A 16,155-nucleotide genomic window follows, 5' to 3' on the forward strand; every position below is an offset into this window, starting at 1 on the left:
CCCCAGTCAGTTCGCCGCCGCGGTCTGCGCGGAATTGATGGATGCGGTGACGTTGGTGACGAGCGCCTTCACCGACTGCGTCGTGACGTCGAACACCGGCGCCGGATAGACGCCGAAGAAGATGACCAGCGCCACCAGCGGGTAGATGATGACCTTCTCGCGGGTCGAGAGATCGAGCAGGTTCTTCAGGCTCTCCTTGGTCAGCGCGCCGAAGATCACCCGGCGGTAGAGCCAGAGCGCGTAAGCCGCCGACAGGATCACGCCGGTGGCTGCGAAGAAGGCCACCCAGGTGTTGACCCGGAACACGCCGAGCATGGTCAGGAACTCGCCGACGAAGCCGCTGGTGCCCGGCAGGCCGACATTGGCCATTGTGAAGATCATGAACACGGTGGCGTATTTCGGCATGTTGTTGACCAGCCCGCCATAGGCGTCGATCTCACGCGTATGCATGCGGTCGTAGATGACGCCGACGCACAGGAACAGCGCTCCGGAGACGAGGCCGTGGCTGAGCATCTGGTAGATCGCCCCCTGCACGCCTTCCTGGTTCATCGCGAAGGTGCCCATGGTGACGAAGCCCATGTGGGCCACCGACGAATAGGCGATCAGCTTCTTCATGTCCTCCTGCATCAGCGCCACCAGCGAGGTGTAGATGATGGCGACGACCGAGAGCGTGAAGATCAGCGGCGCGAACATCTCGGACGCCAGCGGGAACATCGGCAGCGAGAAGCGCAGGAAGCCATACCCGCCCATCTTCAGGAGGATGGCGGCCAGGATGACCGAGCCCGCCGTCGGCGCCTCCACGTGCGCATCGGGCAGCCAGGTGTGCACCGGCCACATCGGCATCTTCACCGCGAAGGAGGCGAAGAAGGCGAGCCACAGCCAGGTCTGCATGCTGGCCGGGAAGTTGTGCGTCAGAAGCGTGGTGATGTCGGTCGTGCCGGACTGGAAGAACATCGCCATGATGGCGAGCAGCATCAGCACCGAGCCGGCGAGCGTATAGAGGAAGAATTTGAACGAGGCATAGACGCGCCGCTTGCCGCCCCAGACGCCGATGATGATGAACATCGGGATCAGGCCCGCCTCGAAGAAGACGTAGAACAGCACGATGTCGAGCGCACAGAACACGCCGATCATCAGCGTCTCGAGGATCAGGAAGGCGATCATGTAGGCCTTGACCCGCTTCTCGATCGCATCCCAGGAGGCGAGGATGCAAAGCGGCATCAGGAACGTGGTCAGGATGACGAACAGCATCGAGATGCCGTCGACGCCCATGTGGTAGGAGATGCCCGAATCCAGCCAGGCGAATTTCTCGACGAACTGGAAGCCGGCTTGCGAATTGTCAAAACCCTTCCAGATGAACAGCGACACCACGAAGGTGAACGCCGTGGTGATGAAGGCGATCGAGCGGATGTTGCGGCGCGCGTTTTCGCTGTCGTCGCTGATCGGCAGAATGAGCAGAACACCAACCAGCGGCAGGAAGGTGACCAGCGAGAGGATTGGCCAGTCGGTCATCAGAGCATCATCCAGGTGACGAGAGCGGCCACGCCGATCAGCATGGCGAAAGCATAGTGATAGAGATAGCCGGTCTGCAGCTTGACGACCCGGTTGGTGACGTCGACGACGCGCGCCGAGATGCCGTCGGGGCCGAGCCCGTCGATGACGGCGCCGTCACCGGTCTTCCACAGGAACCGGCCGAGGCGTTTCGCCGGCCGCACGAACAGGAAGTCGTAGAGCTCGTCGAAATACCACTTGTTGAGCAGGAAGCCGTAGAGCAGGCGGTGGTTGGCGGCGACGCTCCGTGGCAGTTCCGGCGAGCGGATGTAGAACTTCCAGGCAACCGCGAAGCCGATGACCATGGCGATGAACGGCGCCAGTTCCACCCATAGCGGCAGTTCGTGGATCTCGTGCAGGATATGGTTGTCCTGCAGCGTGAACAGCGAAGCCTTCCAGAACTCGGCATAGCCCTCGCCGATGAAGGCGCCGTGGAAGAGGATGCCGGCAAACAGCGCGCCGGCGGCCAGCAGATAGAGCGGCACCAGCATCACCGGCGGCGATTCATGCACGTGATGCATGATCTCGTGGCTCGCCCGCGGCTCGCCATGGAAGGTCATGAAGATCAGCCGCCAGGAATAGAAGCTGGTGAAGCAGGCGGCGATGACGAGCAGCACGAAGGCGAAGACCGCGACCGCGTTGTGGCTGGCAAAGGATGCCTCGATGATGGCGTCCTTGGAGAAGAAGCCGGCGGTGCCGATCACCGTCGCCGGGATACCGACGCCGGTCAGCGCCAGCGTGCCGATCACCATCATCCAGTAGGTCTTGGGAACGAGCGTCCTCAACCCGCCCATCTGGCGCATGTCCTGCTCGTCGGAAACGGCATGGATGACCGAGCCCGAGCCGAGGAACAGCAGCGCCTTGAAGAAGGCATGCGTGAACAGGTGGAAGATCGCCGCGCCATAGGCGCCGACGCCGAGCGCCACGAACATGTAGCCGAGCTGCGAGCAGGTCGAATAGGCGATGACGCGCTTGATGTCGTTCTGCACCAGGCCGACGGTCGCCGCGAAGAAGGCGGTGAAGGCGCCGATGAAGGTGACGACGGTCAGCGCCGAATGCGACAGCTCGAACAGCGGCGAGAGCCTCGCCAGCATGAACACGCCGGCCGTCACCATGGTCGCGGCATGGATCAGCGCCGAGACGGGCGTCGGACCTTCCATGGCGTCGGGCAGCCAGGTGTGCAGCGGCACCTGCGCCGACTTGCCCATGGCGCCCATGAAGAGCAGCAGGCAGACCACCGTCAGCGCGATATGCTTGTCCAGCGCATGGCCGAGGAAGTTGAGCACCGCGGCGCCTTCCGGCGCGCCTTCGGCCGGCAGGAAGGAGGCTGCGTTGGCAAAGACTGTGCCGAGATTGACCGAGCCGAACAGCACGAAGACGCCGAAGATGCCGAGTGCGAAGCCGAAGTCGCCGACGCGATTGACGACGAAGGCCTTGATTGCGGCGGCGTTGGCGGACGGCTTCTTGTACCAGAAGCCGATCAGCAGGTAGGAGGCGAGGCCGACGCCTTCCCAGCCGAAGTACATCTGCACCAGGTTGTCCGCCGTCACCAGCATCAGCATCGCGAAGGTGAACAGCGACAGATAGGCGAAGAAGCGCGGCCGGTTCGGATCGTGGTGCATGTAGCCGATCGAATAGATATGGACCAGCGCCGACACCGTGTTGACGACGACCAGCATCACGACCGTGAGGGTGTCGATCCTGAGCGCCCAGGCGGCGTCGAGCCCGCCGGCCTGGATCCAGCGCAGCACCGGCACGGTAAACACCTCGCCATGGCCGAAGCCGACGGTGAAGAAGACGATCCAAGACAGCACCGCCGAGATGACCAGGAAGCCGGAGGTGATGTATTCGGAAGCCTTGGCGCCGAGCGAATTGCCGAACAGGCCGACAATCAGGAAGCCAAGCAGCGGAAGGAAGACGATGGCCTGGTACATGGTTGTTCCCGTCAACCCTTCATCTGGTTCACGTCTTCGACCGCGATCGAGCCCCGGTTGCGGAAGAAGACGACAAGAATGGCAAGTCCGATCGCGGCCTCGGCCGCGGCGACCGTCAGCACGAAGAGCGCGAACACCTGTCCGACGAGGTCATGCAGCGCCGCCGAGAAGGCGACGAAATTGATGTTGACCGCAAGTAGGATCAGCTCGATCGACATCAGGATGACGATGATGTTGCGGCGGTTCAAGAAGATGCCGAACACGCCGAGCGTGAACAGGACCGCCGATACGGTCAGATAATGCGCGATGCCGACGACCATCTCAGATACCCTCGCCCGACTTGACCTTGCGGATTTCCATGCCCGTCGCAGCCGTGCGGCCGACCTGGGCGGCGATTGACTGCCGCTTGACGCCTTCCTTGTGGCGCAGCGTCAAGACGATGGCGCCAATCATGGCGACCAGCAGCACGAGGCCGGCGATCTGGAAGTAATAGAGGTAGTCCGTGTAGAGGATGTCGCCGAGCGCTGCCGTGTTGGAGCGCGTGGCGATATCCGGCGTTGCCTTCGCCACCGTCGAGGCAAGCTGCGGCGCGAAGCTGTAGCCGCCGAGCACGACGATCAGTTCCGCCGCCAGGACCAGCCCGACCAGCGCGCCGATCGGCGCGTATTGCAACGCGCCCTGCTTCATCTCGGCAAAGTCGACGTCGAGCATCATGACGACGAACAGGAACAGCACCATCACCGCGCCGACATAGACCACGAGCAGAATCAGTGCCAGGAATTCGGCGCCGGTCAGCAGGAAGAGCCCTGCGGCGTTGAAGAAGGTCAGGATCAGGAACAGCACGGAATGCACGGGGTTGCGTGACGAAATGACCATGAAGGCCGACGCCACGGCAATAAAGGCGAAGAGGTAGAAAAAGACCGCCTCTAGTCCACTCAGCATGGGGTTCCCCCGGGTTCCTGTCCGAACACTGGGCTCAGCGCCCCTGCTCGATATCGCCGCCGCCTCCGGCTGGCAAAGTTGGTGTTCCATTAGACGAGGCTCTTCGCCCCGTCCATGCGTCAAATGTCAGCGATAGGGCGCGTCCAGCGCGATGTTGCGCGCCAGTTCACGTTCCCAGCGATCGCCGTTCGCGAGCAGCTTTTCCTTGTTGTAGTAAAGCTCCTCGCGCGTTTCGGTCGCGAATTCGAAGTTCGGCCCCTCGACGATGGCGTCGACCGGGCAGGCTTCCTGGCAGAAGCCGCAATAGATGCACTTCACCATGTCGATGTCGTAGCGCACCGTGCGGCGTGTGCCGTCATTGCGGCGCGGGCCGGCCTCGATGGTGATCGCCTGAGCCGGGCAGATCGCTTCGCAGAGCTTGCAGGCAATGCAGCGCTCCTCGCCGTTGGGATAGCGGCGCAGCGCATGCTCGCCACGGAAGCGCGGGCTGATCGGCCCCTTCTCGTGCGGATAATTGATCGTCTCCTTCGGCGCGAAGAACTGGCGCATCGACAGGAAAAAGGCGCTGACGAAATCCTTCAGCAGCAGGGCCTTTGCGGCTTGGGCAAGAGCAGACATCACGCAAATCCCGTGATCTTGAGGAAGGCCGCGGTGGCGACGACCATGAACAGCGAGATCGGCAGGAAGACCTTCCAGCCCAACCGCATCAACTGGTCGTAGCGGTAGCGCGGCACGAACGCCTTCACCATCGAGAACATGAAGAACACCAGGCAGACCTTGAGCACGAACCAGATCAGCCCCGGCACCCAGGTGAAGGGCGCGAAGTCGAACGGTGGCAACCAGCCGCCGAGGAAAAGGATGGTGGCCAACGCGCACATCAAGACGACGGCGACATACTCACCAAGGAAGAAGAGCAGGAACGGCGTCGACGAGTATTCAACCATATGGCCGGCGACGAGTTCCGATTCCGCTTCCACCAGGTCGAACGGCGGGCGGTTCGTCTCGGCCAGCGCCGAGATGAAGAACACGATGAACATCGGGAACAGCGACAGCCAGTGCCAGTCGAGGAAGGTGTTGGGCAGGCCGAGCCGCGTACCCAGGCCATCCTGCTGCGCGAGCACGATGTCGGAGAGGTTGAGCGAGCCGACGGTGAGCAGAACGGTGACGATGACGAAGCCGATCGAGACCTCGTAGGACACCATCTGCGCCGCCGAGCGCAGCGCGCCGAGGAACGGATATTTCGAGTTCGATGCCCAGCCGCCCATGATCACGCCATAGACCTCGAGCGAGGAGATGGCGAAGACATAGAGGATGCCGACATTGATGTTGGCGATCGCCCAGCCTTGACTGACCGGGATGACGGCCCAGGCCGAGATCGCCAGCACCGCCGACACCAGTGGCGCGAGCAGGAAGACGCCCTTGTTGGCGCCGGACGGGATCACCGGTTCCTTGAAGACGAATTTCAACAGGTCGGCGAAGGCCTGCAGCGTGCCCCACGGACCGACGACGTTCGGACCGCGACGCAATTGCACCGCCGCCCAGATCTTGCGGTCGGCATAGAGCACATAAGCCACGAAGATCAGAAGAACGACGATCAGCACGACCGACTTCAACAGGATCAGCAGCGCCGGCAGCACGTAGAAGGAGAAGAAGGTGTCCATGCTTATTCCGCCGCCTGCTTGAAGCCGCTCTTGGCCAACGCCGAGCATTCGGCCATCACGGCCGAGGCCCGCGCGATCGGGTTGGTCAGATAGAAGTCCTTCACCGGCGAGGTGAAGGTGCCCTTGTTCAACCGCCCGCCGAGCTTCGCCGCCTTGGCGACGTCGTCGGCGCTGCCGGCCAGGACCTGGTCGATACGGGCCAGATGCGGATATTCGCCATAGAGCTTGGCGCGCAGTTGCGCCAGCGAATCGAAGGGCAGTTTCTTGCCGAGCACATCCGACAGCGCCCGCAGGATCGCCCAGTCCTCGCGCGCCTCGCCTGGAGCGAAACCGGCGCGGTTTGTCTGTTGGACACGGCCTTCCGTGTTGACATAGGTGCCGGACTTTTCGGTGTAGGCGGCGGCCGGCAGGATGACGTTGGCGCGGTGCGCGCCGGCATCGCCATGCGTGCCGATATAGACGACGAAGGCGCCGCCGGTCTTGGCCATGTCGATCTCGTCGGCGCCAAGCAGGAACAGCAGATCCGTCTCGCCCAGCATGCCGGCGACATTCTTGCCGCCCTCGCCCGGCACGAAGCCGACGTCGAGGCCGCCGACGCGGCCGGCGGCGTTGTGTAGCACCGCAAAGCCGTTCCAGTCGGCCGTCACGGCATCGACGGCCGTGGCGAGTTTGGCCGCCTGGCCGAGCACCGCCGCGCCGTCCGCACGCGCCAGCGCGCCCTGGCCGACGATGATCAGCGGATGCGTCGCCTTCTTCAGCACCTCGAAGAACTTGCCGTTGCCGTCGGCGAGGTCCTTCAAGGATTCGGGGCCGGCGCCGATGAGCTCATAGTCGTAACGCGTGTCGCCGATCTCGCCGATGACGCCGACCGGCAGGTTGCCGACGCGCCAGCGCTTGCGGATGCGGGCGTTGAGCACCGAGGCCTCGAAGCGCGGATTGGCGCCGATGATCAGCACCGCATCGGCCTGCTCGATGCCCTCGATAGTCGGGTTGAAGATGTAGCTCGCGCGGCCGAGCGACGGATCGAGCGCTGCGCCATCCTGGCGGCAGTCGATGTTCTTCGAGCCGAGCGCGCCCATCAGAAGCTTGAGCGCATAGATCTCCTCGACCGCGGCGAGGTCGCCGGCGATGGCGCCGATGCGCTCAGGCGCGGTCTTGCCCACCTCGTCCTTGATCGCCGCGAAGGCCTCCGCCCAGCTTGCCGGGGCGAGCTTGCCGTTCTTGCGAACGTAAGGGCGATCGAGGCGCTGCGTGCGCAGGCCGTCCCAGATGAAGCGGGTTTTGTCGGAAATCCACTCCTCGTTCACCGCTTCGTTGACGCGCGGCAGGATACGCATCACCTCACGGCCTCTCGAATCGACGCGGATCGCCGAGCCGACAGCGTCCATGACGTCGATCGATTCCGTCTTGGTCAGTTCCCACGGCCGCGCCTGGAAGGCGAACGGCTTGGAGGTCAGCGCGCCGACCGGGCAAAGGTCGATGACGTTGCCCTGGAGCTCCGACGTCATCGCCTGTTCGAGATAGGTGGTGATCTCGGCGTCCTCGCCACGGCCGATCAGGCCGAGCTCGGAAATGCCGGCGACCTCGGTGGTGAAGCGGACGCAGCGCGTGCAATGGATGCAGCGGTTCATCACCGTCTTCACCAACGGGCCGATATACTTGTCTTCGACCGCGCGCTTGTTCTCGTGATAGCGCGAGGAGTCGACGCCGAAGGCCATCGCCTGGTCCTGCAGGTCGCATTCGCCGCCCTGGTCGCAGATCGGGCAGTCGAGCGGATGGTTGATCAGCAGGAACTCCATCACGCCTTCGCGCGCCTTCTTGACCATCGGCGTGTTGGTGAAGATCTCCGGCGGCTCGCCGTTCGGGCCGGGGCGCAGGTCGCGCACGCCCATGGCGCAGGAAGCCTGCGGCTTGGGCGGACCGCCCTTCACCTCGATCAGGCACATGCGGCAGTTGCCGGCGATCGACAGCCGCTCGTGGAAGCAGAAGCGCGGCACTTCCGCGCCGGCGTCCTCAGCCGCCTGCAGCAGCGTGTAATGGTCGGGTACCGTGATCTCTTTCCCGTCGACCTTGAGCTTTGCCATTCGCCTCAAACCCTCGCGGATTTCCCGCAATCTCTCATTCCGGGCGCGACTGGTGCCGCGCCCGGCATTTCATCTCACTACTTGGCGGCCAGCGCCGCCGCCTGACCGGTCCAGTCGTCGCGGCCGATGCGGCCGGCGAGCGACAGGTAATCCTCGACCCAGGCGATCTCTTCCGACGTCCAGGCAGCGATCTGGCCATAAGTCCAGATGCCAAGACCGTTCAGCACTTTCTCGAGCTTCGGCCCGATGCCCGAGATCGCCTTCAGGTCGGAAGGCTTCCCCGGCTTGTCGATCGCCTTGGGCTGCCTGAAATCCTCCGGCATCAGCCCGGTCGCGGCCGTTCCGGCAACCGTGTCGGCGCCTGAAGTGTCGAGCGCCTTCTCGGTGGCGTTGGCCGCGATGTCGGTCACGTCCCTGGCGAAGGTCTGCGCCTCGGCGATCAGCGTCTCGGTCGCCTTGCGCGCCTTGGACGAATTGTTGGCGGCTTCGGTCCGCGCCTCGAGATCGTCGAGGAACGGTTGGAACATGCGCTGCGAGGCTTCGACCGCGCCGGAGAGCGCGCCCATCCAGACGCCCATTGCCTGATTGGCAAATCCGATGCCCAGCGCCGACATCGCGGCTGCGCCCGCGACAGGATGCGCCATGAGGTTGACGGCGCTAGCCATCTCCCTCGGCATCATCTTTGTCAGGTCCTGGTTCATCTTCTCGAGTTGGTCCCAATAAGGCATCAGCGGGTAGGCTATCGAATACGGCGCCATAGACATCTCCTGGTCGTTTCTTCGTACGCCCCGCCCCTGCTTTTCCGTCCCGGGCAATGCCCGTCTTACAAATCTTATTCCGCCGCCACCATCACCGGCTCGACCCGGTGGGCGTTGCGCGAAAACTCGTCGATGCGGCGCTCCACCTCGCCGCGGAAGTGTCGCATCAGGCCCTGGATCGGCCAGGCCGCCGCGTCGCCCAGCGCGCAGATCGTGTGGCCCTCGACCTGCTTGGTGACGTCGAGCAGCATGTCGATCTCGCGCTTCTGCGCTTCGCCGCGCACCAAGCGCTCCATGACCCGCCACATCCAGCCGGTGCCTTCACGGCACGGCGTGCACTGGCCGCAGCTCTCGTGCTTATAGAAGTAGGACAGCCTGGCGATCGCCTTCACGACATCGGTCGACTTGTCCATGACGATGACAGCCGCCGTGCCGAGGCCGGATTTGAGGTCGCGCAGCGCGTCGAAGTCCATCGGCGCGTCGATGATCTGCTCCGCAGGCACCAGCGGCACCGAGGCGCCGCCAGGGATGACCGCGAGCAGATTGTCCCAGCCGCCGCGAATGCCGCCGCAATGCGTCTCGATCAGCTCGCGGAACGGGATCGACATCGCTTCTTCGAAAGTGCACGGATTGTTGACGTGGCCGGAGACGCAGAACAGCTTGGTGCCGGCATTGTTCGGCCGGCCGAAGGACGAGAACCAGGCAGCGCCTCGGCGCAGAATGGTCGGCGCCACCGCGATCGACTCGACGTTGTTGACCGTCGTCGGGCAGCCGTAAAGGCCGACATTGGCCGGGAATGGCGGCTTCAGCCGCGGCTGGCCCTTCTTGCCTTCGAGGCTTTCGAGCAGCGCCGTCTCCTCGCCGCAGATATAGGCGCCGGCGCCATGGTGCATATAGACGTCGAAGTCGTAGCCGGACGTGTTGTTCTTGCCGATGAGCTTGGCTGCGTAAGCCTCGTCGATGGCGCGCTGCAGCGCCTCGCGCTCGCGGATGAACTCGCCGCGCACATATATGTAGGCCGCGACCGCGCCCATGGCGAAGCCGGCGACCAGCGCGCCCTCGACCAGCGTGTGCGGATCGTTGCGCAGGATGTCGCGGTCCTTGCAGGTGCCGGGCTCGGATTCGTCGGCATTGATGACCAGATAGCTCGGCCGGCCGTCGCTCTGCTTGGGCATGAACGACCATTTCAGGCCGGTCGGGAAGCCGGCGCCGCCGCGGCCGCGCAGGCCGCTTGCCTTCATCTCGTTGACGATCCAGTCGCGCCCCTTGGCGATGAGGCCGGGCGTGTCGTCCCAGATGCCGCGCGCCTGCGCTCCGGCCAGCGACTTGTCGAACAGGCCGTAGATGTTGGTGAAGATGCGGTCTTTGTCCTGGAGCATGGTTCGTCCCTCAGACCGGCTTCTTGCCGAAGACGCGGATGTATTCGGCGACGCCGCCCTTGGCGAGCGCCTTGGCCTGCTTCACCCAGTCGTCGCGCTCGATGCGGCCGCGGAAATTGAGATAGCCGTCGACCCATTCACGCTCGGCCCTCTTCCACGCGGCGATCTGGACGAAGGTGTAGATGCCCAATGAATGCAAGGTGCTCTCGATCTTCGGTCCGACGCCCGAGATCAGCTTGAGATCGTCGACCGTTGCCGGGCGCTCGATGCCGGCCGGGCGGTTCTTATCCTCGAGCGAAGGTTTCGCCGTTTTGGCGGCGGGCTGCTTGGTCTCGGGTGACTTGAAGGCGGAAGCGGGTTCGGCCTTGATCGTCGGCCCGCTGCGCGGCTTTGAAACCCCTTCGACTTCCGGAGAAGCCTGGTTGGCGTTGGCGGCGGAGTGACGCGGCGCCCTGACGCTGGCCGCCTTCTCGGTGGCCGGCGAAACCTTTACCGGCGACGGCGTCTTCAGGGCCGGGCTGGTCTCGGGCGCATCCGTCTTCGGCTTGCTGGATTTCGACGGCCCGACCGGAGCCGATGGCGCCGGCGCGGCGGGTGCCTGCGAGACGACGGCGGCTGGCGCGGCTGCCGGTGCGGCAGCGGCGGCCTCTCTGGCCGCCTTCGCCGCAGCCTTGGCTTCCTTGTCGCGGGTCGACTTCAGAATTGCCTTCTCGCTCTTCAGCGTCGTCAGCCCAGTCGCCGGCTCGGAGCCGGTGCGGCCATTCTGGGGGCCGGGCTTTACAGTGGCGCCTTTGCCGGCCTCATAGAGATCGATGATCTCGGCCAGCCGCTCCGGCGTCAGGTCTTCAAAAGTGTCCTTGAAGATCATGACCATCGGCGCGTTGACGCAGGCGCCGAGGCACTCGACCTCCTCCCACGACAGCGTGCCCTTGTCATTGGTGTGGAACTGGTCGTGATGGATCTTCGAGCGGCAGACATCCATCAGCGCTTCCGAGCCGCGCAGCATGCAGGGCGTAGTACCGCAAACCTGGATATGGGCGCGCGTGCCGACCGGATTGAGCTGGTATTGCGTGTAGAAGGTCGCGACCTCGAGGCCGCGGATGCGCGGCATGCCGAGCATGTCGGAGATCGTCTCGATCGCCGCCTTCGTGACCCAGCCTTCTTGTTCCTGCGCGATCATCAGCAACGGGATGATGGCCGACTGCTCGCGTCCCTTGGGATATTTGGCGATCCACTGCTTGGCCGCCGCCGTGTTCGCCTTGTTGAAGGCGAAGGAGGCTGGCTGGACGCTGGCTTCTGCGAGACGGCGGACTGACATTTTAGCGATCGACCTCACCAAACACGATGTCGAGGGAGCCAAGCACGGCGGTGACGTCGGCCAGCATGTGGCCACGGCACAGGAAATCCATGGCCTGCAGATGCGCGAAGCCTGGCGCGCGCAGCTTGCAGCGATAGGGCTTGTTGGTGCCGTCGGAGACGAGATAGACGCCGAACTCGCCCTTCGGAGCTTCCACTGCCGCATAGACCTCGCCGGCCGGCACGCGATAACCCTCGGTGTAGAGCTTGAAGTGATGGATCAGCGCTTCCATCGAGCGCTTCATCGCCGCGCGCTTCGGCGGCACCACCTTGCCGTCGAGGTTCGACACCGGACCGCTGCTCTCCTTGCCGAGCAGAAGATCGACGCACTGGCGCATGATCTTCGCCGACTGACGCATCTCTTCCATGCGCACGAGATAACGGTCGAAGCAGTCGCCGTTCTTGCCGATCGGGATGTCGAAATCCATCTCGGAGTAGCATTCATAAGGCTGCGCCTTGCGCAGGTCCCAGGCAGCGCCCGAGCCGCGCACCATCACGCCCGAGAAACCCCAGGCCCAGGCGTCCGCCAGCGACACCGTGCCGATGTCGACGTTACGCTGCTTGAAGATGCGGTTGGGCGTGAGCAGCGCGTCGAGATCGTCGATCGACTTCAGGAACGGGTCGATCCACTCGCCGATGTCCTCGACCAGCTTCTGCGGCAGGTCCTGGTGCACGCCGCCCGGCCGGAAATAGGCCGCGTGCATGCGCGAGCCGGAGGCGCGCTCATAGAACACCATCAACTTCTCGCGCTCGACGAAGCCCCACAGCGGCGGGGTCAGCGCGCCGACGTCCATCGCCTGCGTCGTCACATTGAGGATGTGCGACATGATGCGGCCCATCTCGGAATAGAGCACGCGGATCAGCTGGCCGCGCTTCGGCACCTCGATGCCAAGCAGCCGCTCGGCTGCGAGCGCGAAGGCATGCTCCTGGTTCATAGGCGCGCAATAGTCGAGCCGGTCGAGATAAGGCACGGCCTGCAGGTAGGTCTTGGCCTCGATCAGCTTCTCGGTGCCGCGATGGAGCAGGCCGATATGCGGATCGACGCGGTCGACCACCTCGCCGTCCAGCTCGAGAACCAACCTCAAAACACCGTGCGCCGCAGGGTGTTGAGGCCCAAAGTTAATGTTGAAATTGCGGACGGAGGTTTCAGCCATTCTGGCGCCTCAATTTGCCTTCGCTTTCTCGTCGCCCGGCAGCACGTAGTCGGTGCCTTCCCAGGGCGAGAGGAAATCGAAATTGCGGAATTCCTGCTTGAGCTCGACCGGCTCGTAGATCACGCGCTTGGCCTCGTCGTCGTAACGCACCTCAACGAAGCCAGTCAGGGGGAAATCCTTACGCAGCGGATGCCCATCGAAACCGTAGTCGGTCAAAATGCGCCGCAGATCCGGATGGTCGGAGAACAGCACGCCGTAGAGGTCGTAGGTCTCGCGCTCGTACCAGTCGGCGCCGGGATAGACGGCGGTCAGCGACGGCACCAGCGTTTCCTCGTCGGCCTGAACCTTGAGCCGGATGCGGACATTCTGCTTCGGCGACAGCAAGTGGTAGACGACGTCGAAGCGCCTGGCGCGCGACGGGTAGTCGGCACCGCAGATGTCGATGATCGAGATGAACTGGCAGCGCGGATCGTCGCGCAGGAAGGTCGCCACCGCGATCAAATTGTCCGGCTCGACGGAAACCGTCAGTTCGCCATAGGCAAGCACGGCTTCGCCGATGCGGCCGGAGAGCTTCTCGCCCAGATAGATGGAGAGTTCGTTCAACGCCAGGGTCATCGGCTCACCGTTCGATTGTGCCGGTGCGGCGGATCTTCTTCTGCAAGAGAAGAATGCCGTAGAGCAGCGCTTCCGCGCTCGGCGGGCAGCCGGGCACATAGATGTCGACCGGCACGATGCGGTCGCAGCCGCGCACCACCGAATAGGAATAGTGGTAGTAACCACCACCATTGGCGCAAGAGCCCATCGAGATGACGTAGCGCGGCTCCGGCATCTGGTCGTAGACCTTGCGCAGCGCCGGCGCCATCTTGTTGGTCAGCGTGCCGGCGACGATCATGATGTCGGACTGGCGCGGAGACGCGCGCGGGGCGACGCCGAAACGCTCGCTGTCATAGCGCGGCATCGAGGTGTGGATCATCTCGACCGCGCAGCAGGCGAGGCCGAAGGTCATGAACATCAGCGAGCCGCTGCGCGCCCAGGTAATCAGCGCTTCAGTCGAGGTGACGAGGAAACCCTTGTCTGCCAGCTCATTGTTGATTTCGAGGAAGAAGGGATCGTCCTCCCCCACCGGCCTGCCGGTGTTGGGATCGATGATGCCCTTGGGCTTCGGCGCGACGAGGGTGCCTGAACTGTCGTTCAATCCCATTCCAGCGCTCCTTTTTTCCATTCATAGGCAAAGCCGATGGTCAGCACCGCCAGGAACACCATCATCGACCAGAAGCCGAGCATGCCGACCTTCGAAAAGGACACCGCCCACGGGAACAGGAAGGCGACCTCGAGATCGAAAATGATGAACAGGATCGACACCAGGTAGAAGCGGATGTCGAATTTCATGCGGGCGTCGTCGAACGAGTTGAACCCGCATTCATAGGCGGAAAGCTTTTCGGGGTCGGGATTGCGGTAGGCCACCAGGAACGGCGCGACGATAAGCGCAAGACCGACGACCATCGCCACCGCGATGAAGAGGACGATGGGCAGATACGAACTCAGGAGTGCGCTCATGCGGCGACTTTCCTTTGGCGGGCCAGTTCACTTTGATTACAGCAACGGACTCTAATGCGGAAGCGTGACAGTTTAACCTGCTGAACCGTTTTAAGGGCCCTATGCTGCGACGCGGCGAGGGTTAGCGCAGCGGTTTCGGCGAAGCAAGTCAAACCTTGTTCAAAATCCGGCCCTGGACGCCATATCGGAAGAAACTGGTCCGATCCGCTCCTGTTTGATTTCCTTCACTTTTTACTCCACTTTTCTCTCCTGACATATCTCCCGCCATTTGCCTGCTAGCATGGCTGGAATCACCGGCTGGAAATCAGGTAAACGGATCGAGGCAAAGGCTCCTTGATGAAGGAAAAAATCTCGCTTCGCATGGCCAGGCGCATCGCGCTCGGTGCGCAGGGTTTCACGGACCCCCGCCCCGGCGGCGAGCCCAACCGCCGGCACCTCGCCCGCGTGCTCTTCCGAACCGGGCTGCTGCAGATCGATTCCGTCAGCGCGGTGGTGCGCGCCCACTACATGCCGCTTTATTCGCGTCTCGGCCCCTACCCGCTTGCGCTGCTCGACAACGCCGCGGTCACCCGCAAACGCGCCGTCTTTGAATATTGGGCGCACGAGGCGTCCTTCTTGCCGGTCGAGACCTACCCGCTGATGCGCTGGCGCATGCAGCGCGCCGAACGCGGCGAGGAAATGTATCTCGGCCTCGCCAAATGGGGCCGTGAACGCAAGGAGATGATCGACGAGATATACGGCCAGGTCGCCGAACGCGGGCCGATCGCCGCTTCCGACATCGAAGGCCACAAGGGCAATGGCGGCTGGTGGGGCTGGAGCGAGGCCAAGCACGCCTTCGAATGGCTGTTCTGGGCCGGGCGCATCACCACCGCCTACCGGCGCGGCTTCGAACGCTACTACGACCTGCCGGCGCGTGTTCTGCCGCAGGCTATCCTGGACCTGCCTGTACCTTCGGTCGAGGACTCGCATCGCGAATTGCTGCGCATTTCCGCCCGCGCCCACGGCATCGCCACTTATGGCGACCTGCGCGATTATTTTCGCCTGGCGCCGGGCGACACGAAGGATCGCATCGAAGAGCTTGTTGAAATGGGCGAATTGCTGCCGGTTAAGGTCGAGAGCTGGGATAAGGCCGCTTATCTGCACAAGGACGCCCGCATTCCGCGCCGGATCGAGGCGCGCGCCCTGCTAGCGCCGTTCGATCCCGTGGTCTTCGAGCGCACTCGCACCGAAAAGCTCTTCGGCTTCCGTTACCGCATCGAGATCTACACGCCGGCCGAAAAGCGCCAATACGGCTACTATGTGCTGCCCTTCCTGCTCGGCGACCGGATCGTCGCTCGCGTCGACCTGAGGGCCGATCGCCCAGCAAGCATCTTGCGCGTCCACGCAGCCTATGCCGAGGCCGACGCCCCGTCCGAAACGGTCGCGCAGCTCTTCGAGGAATTGAAGCAGATGCAGGCGTGGCTCGGACTGGAGGCTATCGAAGTGACGCCGGCCGGCGACCTCGGGCCGGCGCTGGCCGACATCTCGGCGTCGCACCCTGCGTTGACAGGCGCATAGCCGTAAGCCTAAATCCGAGCCAGACGGTCTTCTCCCGGCAAAGGGAGGAGCTGAGAGGGAATGCGGTGCGGGATAATTTCCCAAATCCGCGGCTGTCCCCGCAACTGTAAGCGACGAGCCTCAGCCGAAAACCACTGGGATGTTCCCGGGAAGGCGGCATTCAAGGCGATGACCCGCGAGCCAGGAGACCTGCCGTCTGAGACTTTAAGTATCCGAATGCCT

The 16,155-nt window shown here is 63.6% G+C and carries 15 protein-coding genes and 1 riboswitch; of the genes, 1 reads left to right on the top strand and 14 read right to left on the bottom strand.

Going from position 1 to position 16,155, the window contains the following annotated elements:
* Nucleotides 1-6 precede the first annotated feature (6 nt).
* The 14 genes from ABID26_RS14800 to ABID26_RS14865 form a co-directional block, all read right to left on the bottom strand.
* A complete protein-coding gene (locus ABID26_RS14800) occupies nt 7-1,512 on the bottom strand; it encodes an NADH-quinone oxidoreductase subunit M (RefSeq protein ID WP_126099552.1) in 1,506 nt (501 codons plus the stop codon).
* Entirely contained in the window at nt 1,512-3,485 is a 1,974-nt protein-coding gene (gene nuoL / locus ABID26_RS14805) for an NADH-quinone oxidoreductase subunit L (protein WP_126099551.1), read from the bottom strand. The genes ABID26_RS14800 and nuoL overlap by 1 nt, the downstream gene beginning before the upstream one ends.
* Before the next feature lie 11 nt (nt 3,486-3,496).
* The gene (gene nuoK, locus ABID26_RS14810; RefSeq protein WP_126099550.1) at nt 3,497-3,805 is read right to left on the bottom strand and encodes an NADH-quinone oxidoreductase subunit NuoK; all 309 of its coding nucleotides are present in this window, start codon (nt 3,803-3,805) and stop codon (nt 3,497-3,499) included.
* A 1-nt stretch (nt 3,806) separates the two neighbouring features.
* The gene (locus ABID26_RS14815; protein WP_126099549.1) at nt 3,807-4,427 is read right to left on the bottom strand and encodes an NADH-quinone oxidoreductase subunit J; all 621 of its coding nucleotides are present in this window, start codon (nt 4,425-4,427) and stop codon (nt 3,807-3,809) included.
* Nucleotides 4,428-4,553: 126 nt separating this feature from the next.
* The gene (nuoI, locus tag ABID26_RS14820) at nt 4,554-5,045 is read right to left on the bottom strand and encodes an NADH-quinone oxidoreductase subunit NuoI (protein ID WP_126099548.1); all 492 of its coding nucleotides are present in this window, start codon (nt 5,043-5,045) and stop codon (nt 4,554-4,556) included.
* A complete protein-coding gene (gene nuoH, locus ABID26_RS14825; RefSeq protein ID WP_126099547.1) occupies nt 5,045-6,088 on the bottom strand; it encodes an NADH-quinone oxidoreductase subunit NuoH in 1,044 nt (347 codons plus the stop codon). Before nuoH ends, nuoI begins: the two co-directional genes overlap by 1 nt.
* A gap of 2 nt (nt 6,089-6,090) precedes the next feature.
* Nucleotides 6,091-8,172, bottom strand: coding sequence for an NADH-quinone oxidoreductase subunit NuoG (gene nuoG, locus ABID26_RS14830; RefSeq protein WP_292303656.1), 2,082 nt, complete (start codon nt 8,170-8,172; stop codon nt 6,091-6,093).
* A gap of 77 nt (nt 8,173-8,249) precedes the next feature.
* Nucleotides 8,250-8,930, bottom strand: a complete 681-nt coding sequence (locus ABID26_RS14835; protein WP_126099545.1) for an NADH-ubiquinone dehydrogenase — start codon at nt 8,928-8,930, stop codon at nt 8,250-8,252.
* A 74-nt stretch (nt 8,931-9,004) separates the two neighbouring features.
* Entirely contained in the window at nt 9,005-10,309 is a 1,305-nt protein-coding gene (gene nuoF / locus ABID26_RS14840; protein ID WP_126099544.1) for an NADH-quinone oxidoreductase subunit NuoF, read from the bottom strand.
* 10 nt (nt 10,310-10,319) lie between these two features.
* Nucleotides 10,320-11,627: an NADH-quinone oxidoreductase subunit E gene (locus ABID26_RS14845; RefSeq protein WP_354415912.1), complete on the bottom strand. Its 1,308-nt coding sequence runs from the start codon at nt 11,625-11,627 to the stop codon at nt 10,320-10,322.
* A 1-nt stretch (nt 11,628) separates the two neighbouring features.
* The gene (locus tag ABID26_RS14850; protein ID WP_126099542.1) at nt 11,629-12,819 is read right to left on the bottom strand and encodes an NADH-quinone oxidoreductase subunit D; all 1,191 of its coding nucleotides are present in this window, start codon (nt 12,817-12,819) and stop codon (nt 11,629-11,631) included.
* Nucleotides 12,820-12,828: 9 nt separating this feature from the next.
* Nucleotides 12,829-13,434 (bottom strand): NADH-quinone oxidoreductase subunit C, encoded by a 606-nt coding sequence (locus tag ABID26_RS14855; protein WP_126099541.1) that lies wholly within the window; start codon nt 13,432-13,434, stop codon nt 12,829-12,831.
* Between the two features lie 4 nt (nt 13,435-13,438).
* Nucleotides 13,439-14,020 (bottom strand): NuoB/complex I 20 kDa subunit family protein, encoded by a 582-nt coding sequence (locus ABID26_RS14860; RefSeq protein WP_013531090.1) that lies wholly within the window; start codon nt 14,018-14,020, stop codon nt 13,439-13,441.
* On the bottom strand, nt 14,011-14,376 hold the full coding sequence (locus ABID26_RS14865; RefSeq protein WP_126099540.1) for an NADH-quinone oxidoreductase subunit A: 366 nt from the start codon (nt 14,374-14,376) through the stop codon (nt 14,011-14,013). Before ABID26_RS14865 ends, ABID26_RS14860 begins: the two co-directional genes overlap by 10 nt.
* 336 nt (nt 14,377-14,712) lie before the next feature.
* On the opposite strand from ABID26_RS14865, the gene ABID26_RS14870 reads away from it, so the two are divergent.
* A complete protein-coding gene (locus tag ABID26_RS14870; RefSeq protein WP_126099539.1) occupies nt 14,713-15,933 on the top strand; it encodes a winged helix-turn-helix domain-containing protein in 1,221 nt (406 codons plus the stop codon).
* Nucleotides 15,934-15,940: 7 nt separating this feature from the next.
* Nucleotides 15,941-16,144: riboswitch (cobalamin riboswitch) on the top strand.
* The last annotated feature ends 11 nt before the right edge of the window (nt 16,145-16,155 follow it).

The organism is Mesorhizobium shonense (genome assembly GCF_040545255.1).
Taxonomy (GTDB): Bacteria; Pseudomonadota; Alphaproteobacteria; order Rhizobiales; family Rhizobiaceae; genus Mesorhizobium; species Mesorhizobium shonense.

Excerpts from the sequence above, each read along its gene's own strand:
- ABID26_RS14800 (WP_126099552.1), bottom strand. The coding sequence starts at position 1,512 with ATGACCGACTGGCCAATCCTCTCGCTGGTCACCTTCCTGCCGCTGGTT.
- nuoL (WP_126099551.1), bottom strand. The coding sequence starts at position 3,485 with ATGTACCAGGCCATCGTCTTCCTTCCGCTGCTTGGCTTCCTGATTGTC.
- nuoK (WP_126099550.1), bottom strand. The coding sequence starts at position 3,805 with ATGGTCGTCGGCATCGCGCATTATCTGACCGTATCGGCGGTCCTGTTC.
- ABID26_RS14815 (WP_126099549.1), bottom strand. The coding sequence starts at position 4,427 with ATGCTGAGTGGACTAGAGGCGGTCTTTTTCTACCTCTTCGCCTTTATT.
- nuoI (WP_126099548.1), bottom strand. The coding sequence starts at position 5,045 with ATGTCTGCTCTTGCCCAAGCCGCAAAGGCCCTGCTGCTGAAGGATTTC.
- nuoH (WP_126099547.1), bottom strand. The coding sequence starts at position 6,088 with ATGGACACCTTCTTCTCCTTCTACGTGCTGCCGGCGCTGCTGATCCTG.
- nuoG (WP_292303656.1), bottom strand. The coding sequence starts at position 8,172 with ATGGCAAAGCTCAAGGTCGACGGGAAAGAGATCACGGTACCCGACCAT.
- ABID26_RS14835 (WP_126099545.1), bottom strand. The coding sequence starts at position 8,930 with ATGGCGCCGTATTCGATAGCCTACCCGCTGATGCCTTATTGGGACCAA.
- nuoF (WP_126099544.1), bottom strand. The coding sequence starts at position 10,309 with ATGCTCCAGGACAAAGACCGCATCTTCACCAACATCTACGGCCTGTTC.
- ABID26_RS14845 (WP_354415912.1), bottom strand. The coding sequence starts at position 11,627 with ATGTCAGTCCGCCGTCTCGCAGAAGCCAGCGTCCAGCCAGCCTCCTTC.
- ABID26_RS14850 (WP_126099542.1), bottom strand. The coding sequence starts at position 12,819 with ATGGCTGAAACCTCCGTCCGCAATTTCAACATTAACTTTGGGCCTCAA.
- ABID26_RS14855 (WP_126099541.1), bottom strand. The coding sequence starts at position 13,434 with ATGACCCTGGCGTTGAACGAACTCTCCATCTATCTGGGCGAGAAGCTC.
- ABID26_RS14860 (WP_013531090.1), bottom strand. The coding sequence starts at position 14,020 with ATGGGATTGAACGACAGTTCAGGCACCCTCGTCGCGCCGAAGCCCAAG.
- ABID26_RS14865 (WP_126099540.1), bottom strand. The coding sequence starts at position 14,376 with ATGAGCGCACTCCTGAGTTCGTATCTGCCCATCGTCCTCTTCATCGCG.
- ABID26_RS14870 (WP_126099539.1), top strand. The coding sequence starts at position 14,713 with ATGAAGGAAAAAATCTCGCTTCGCATGGCCAGGCGCATCGCGCTCGGT.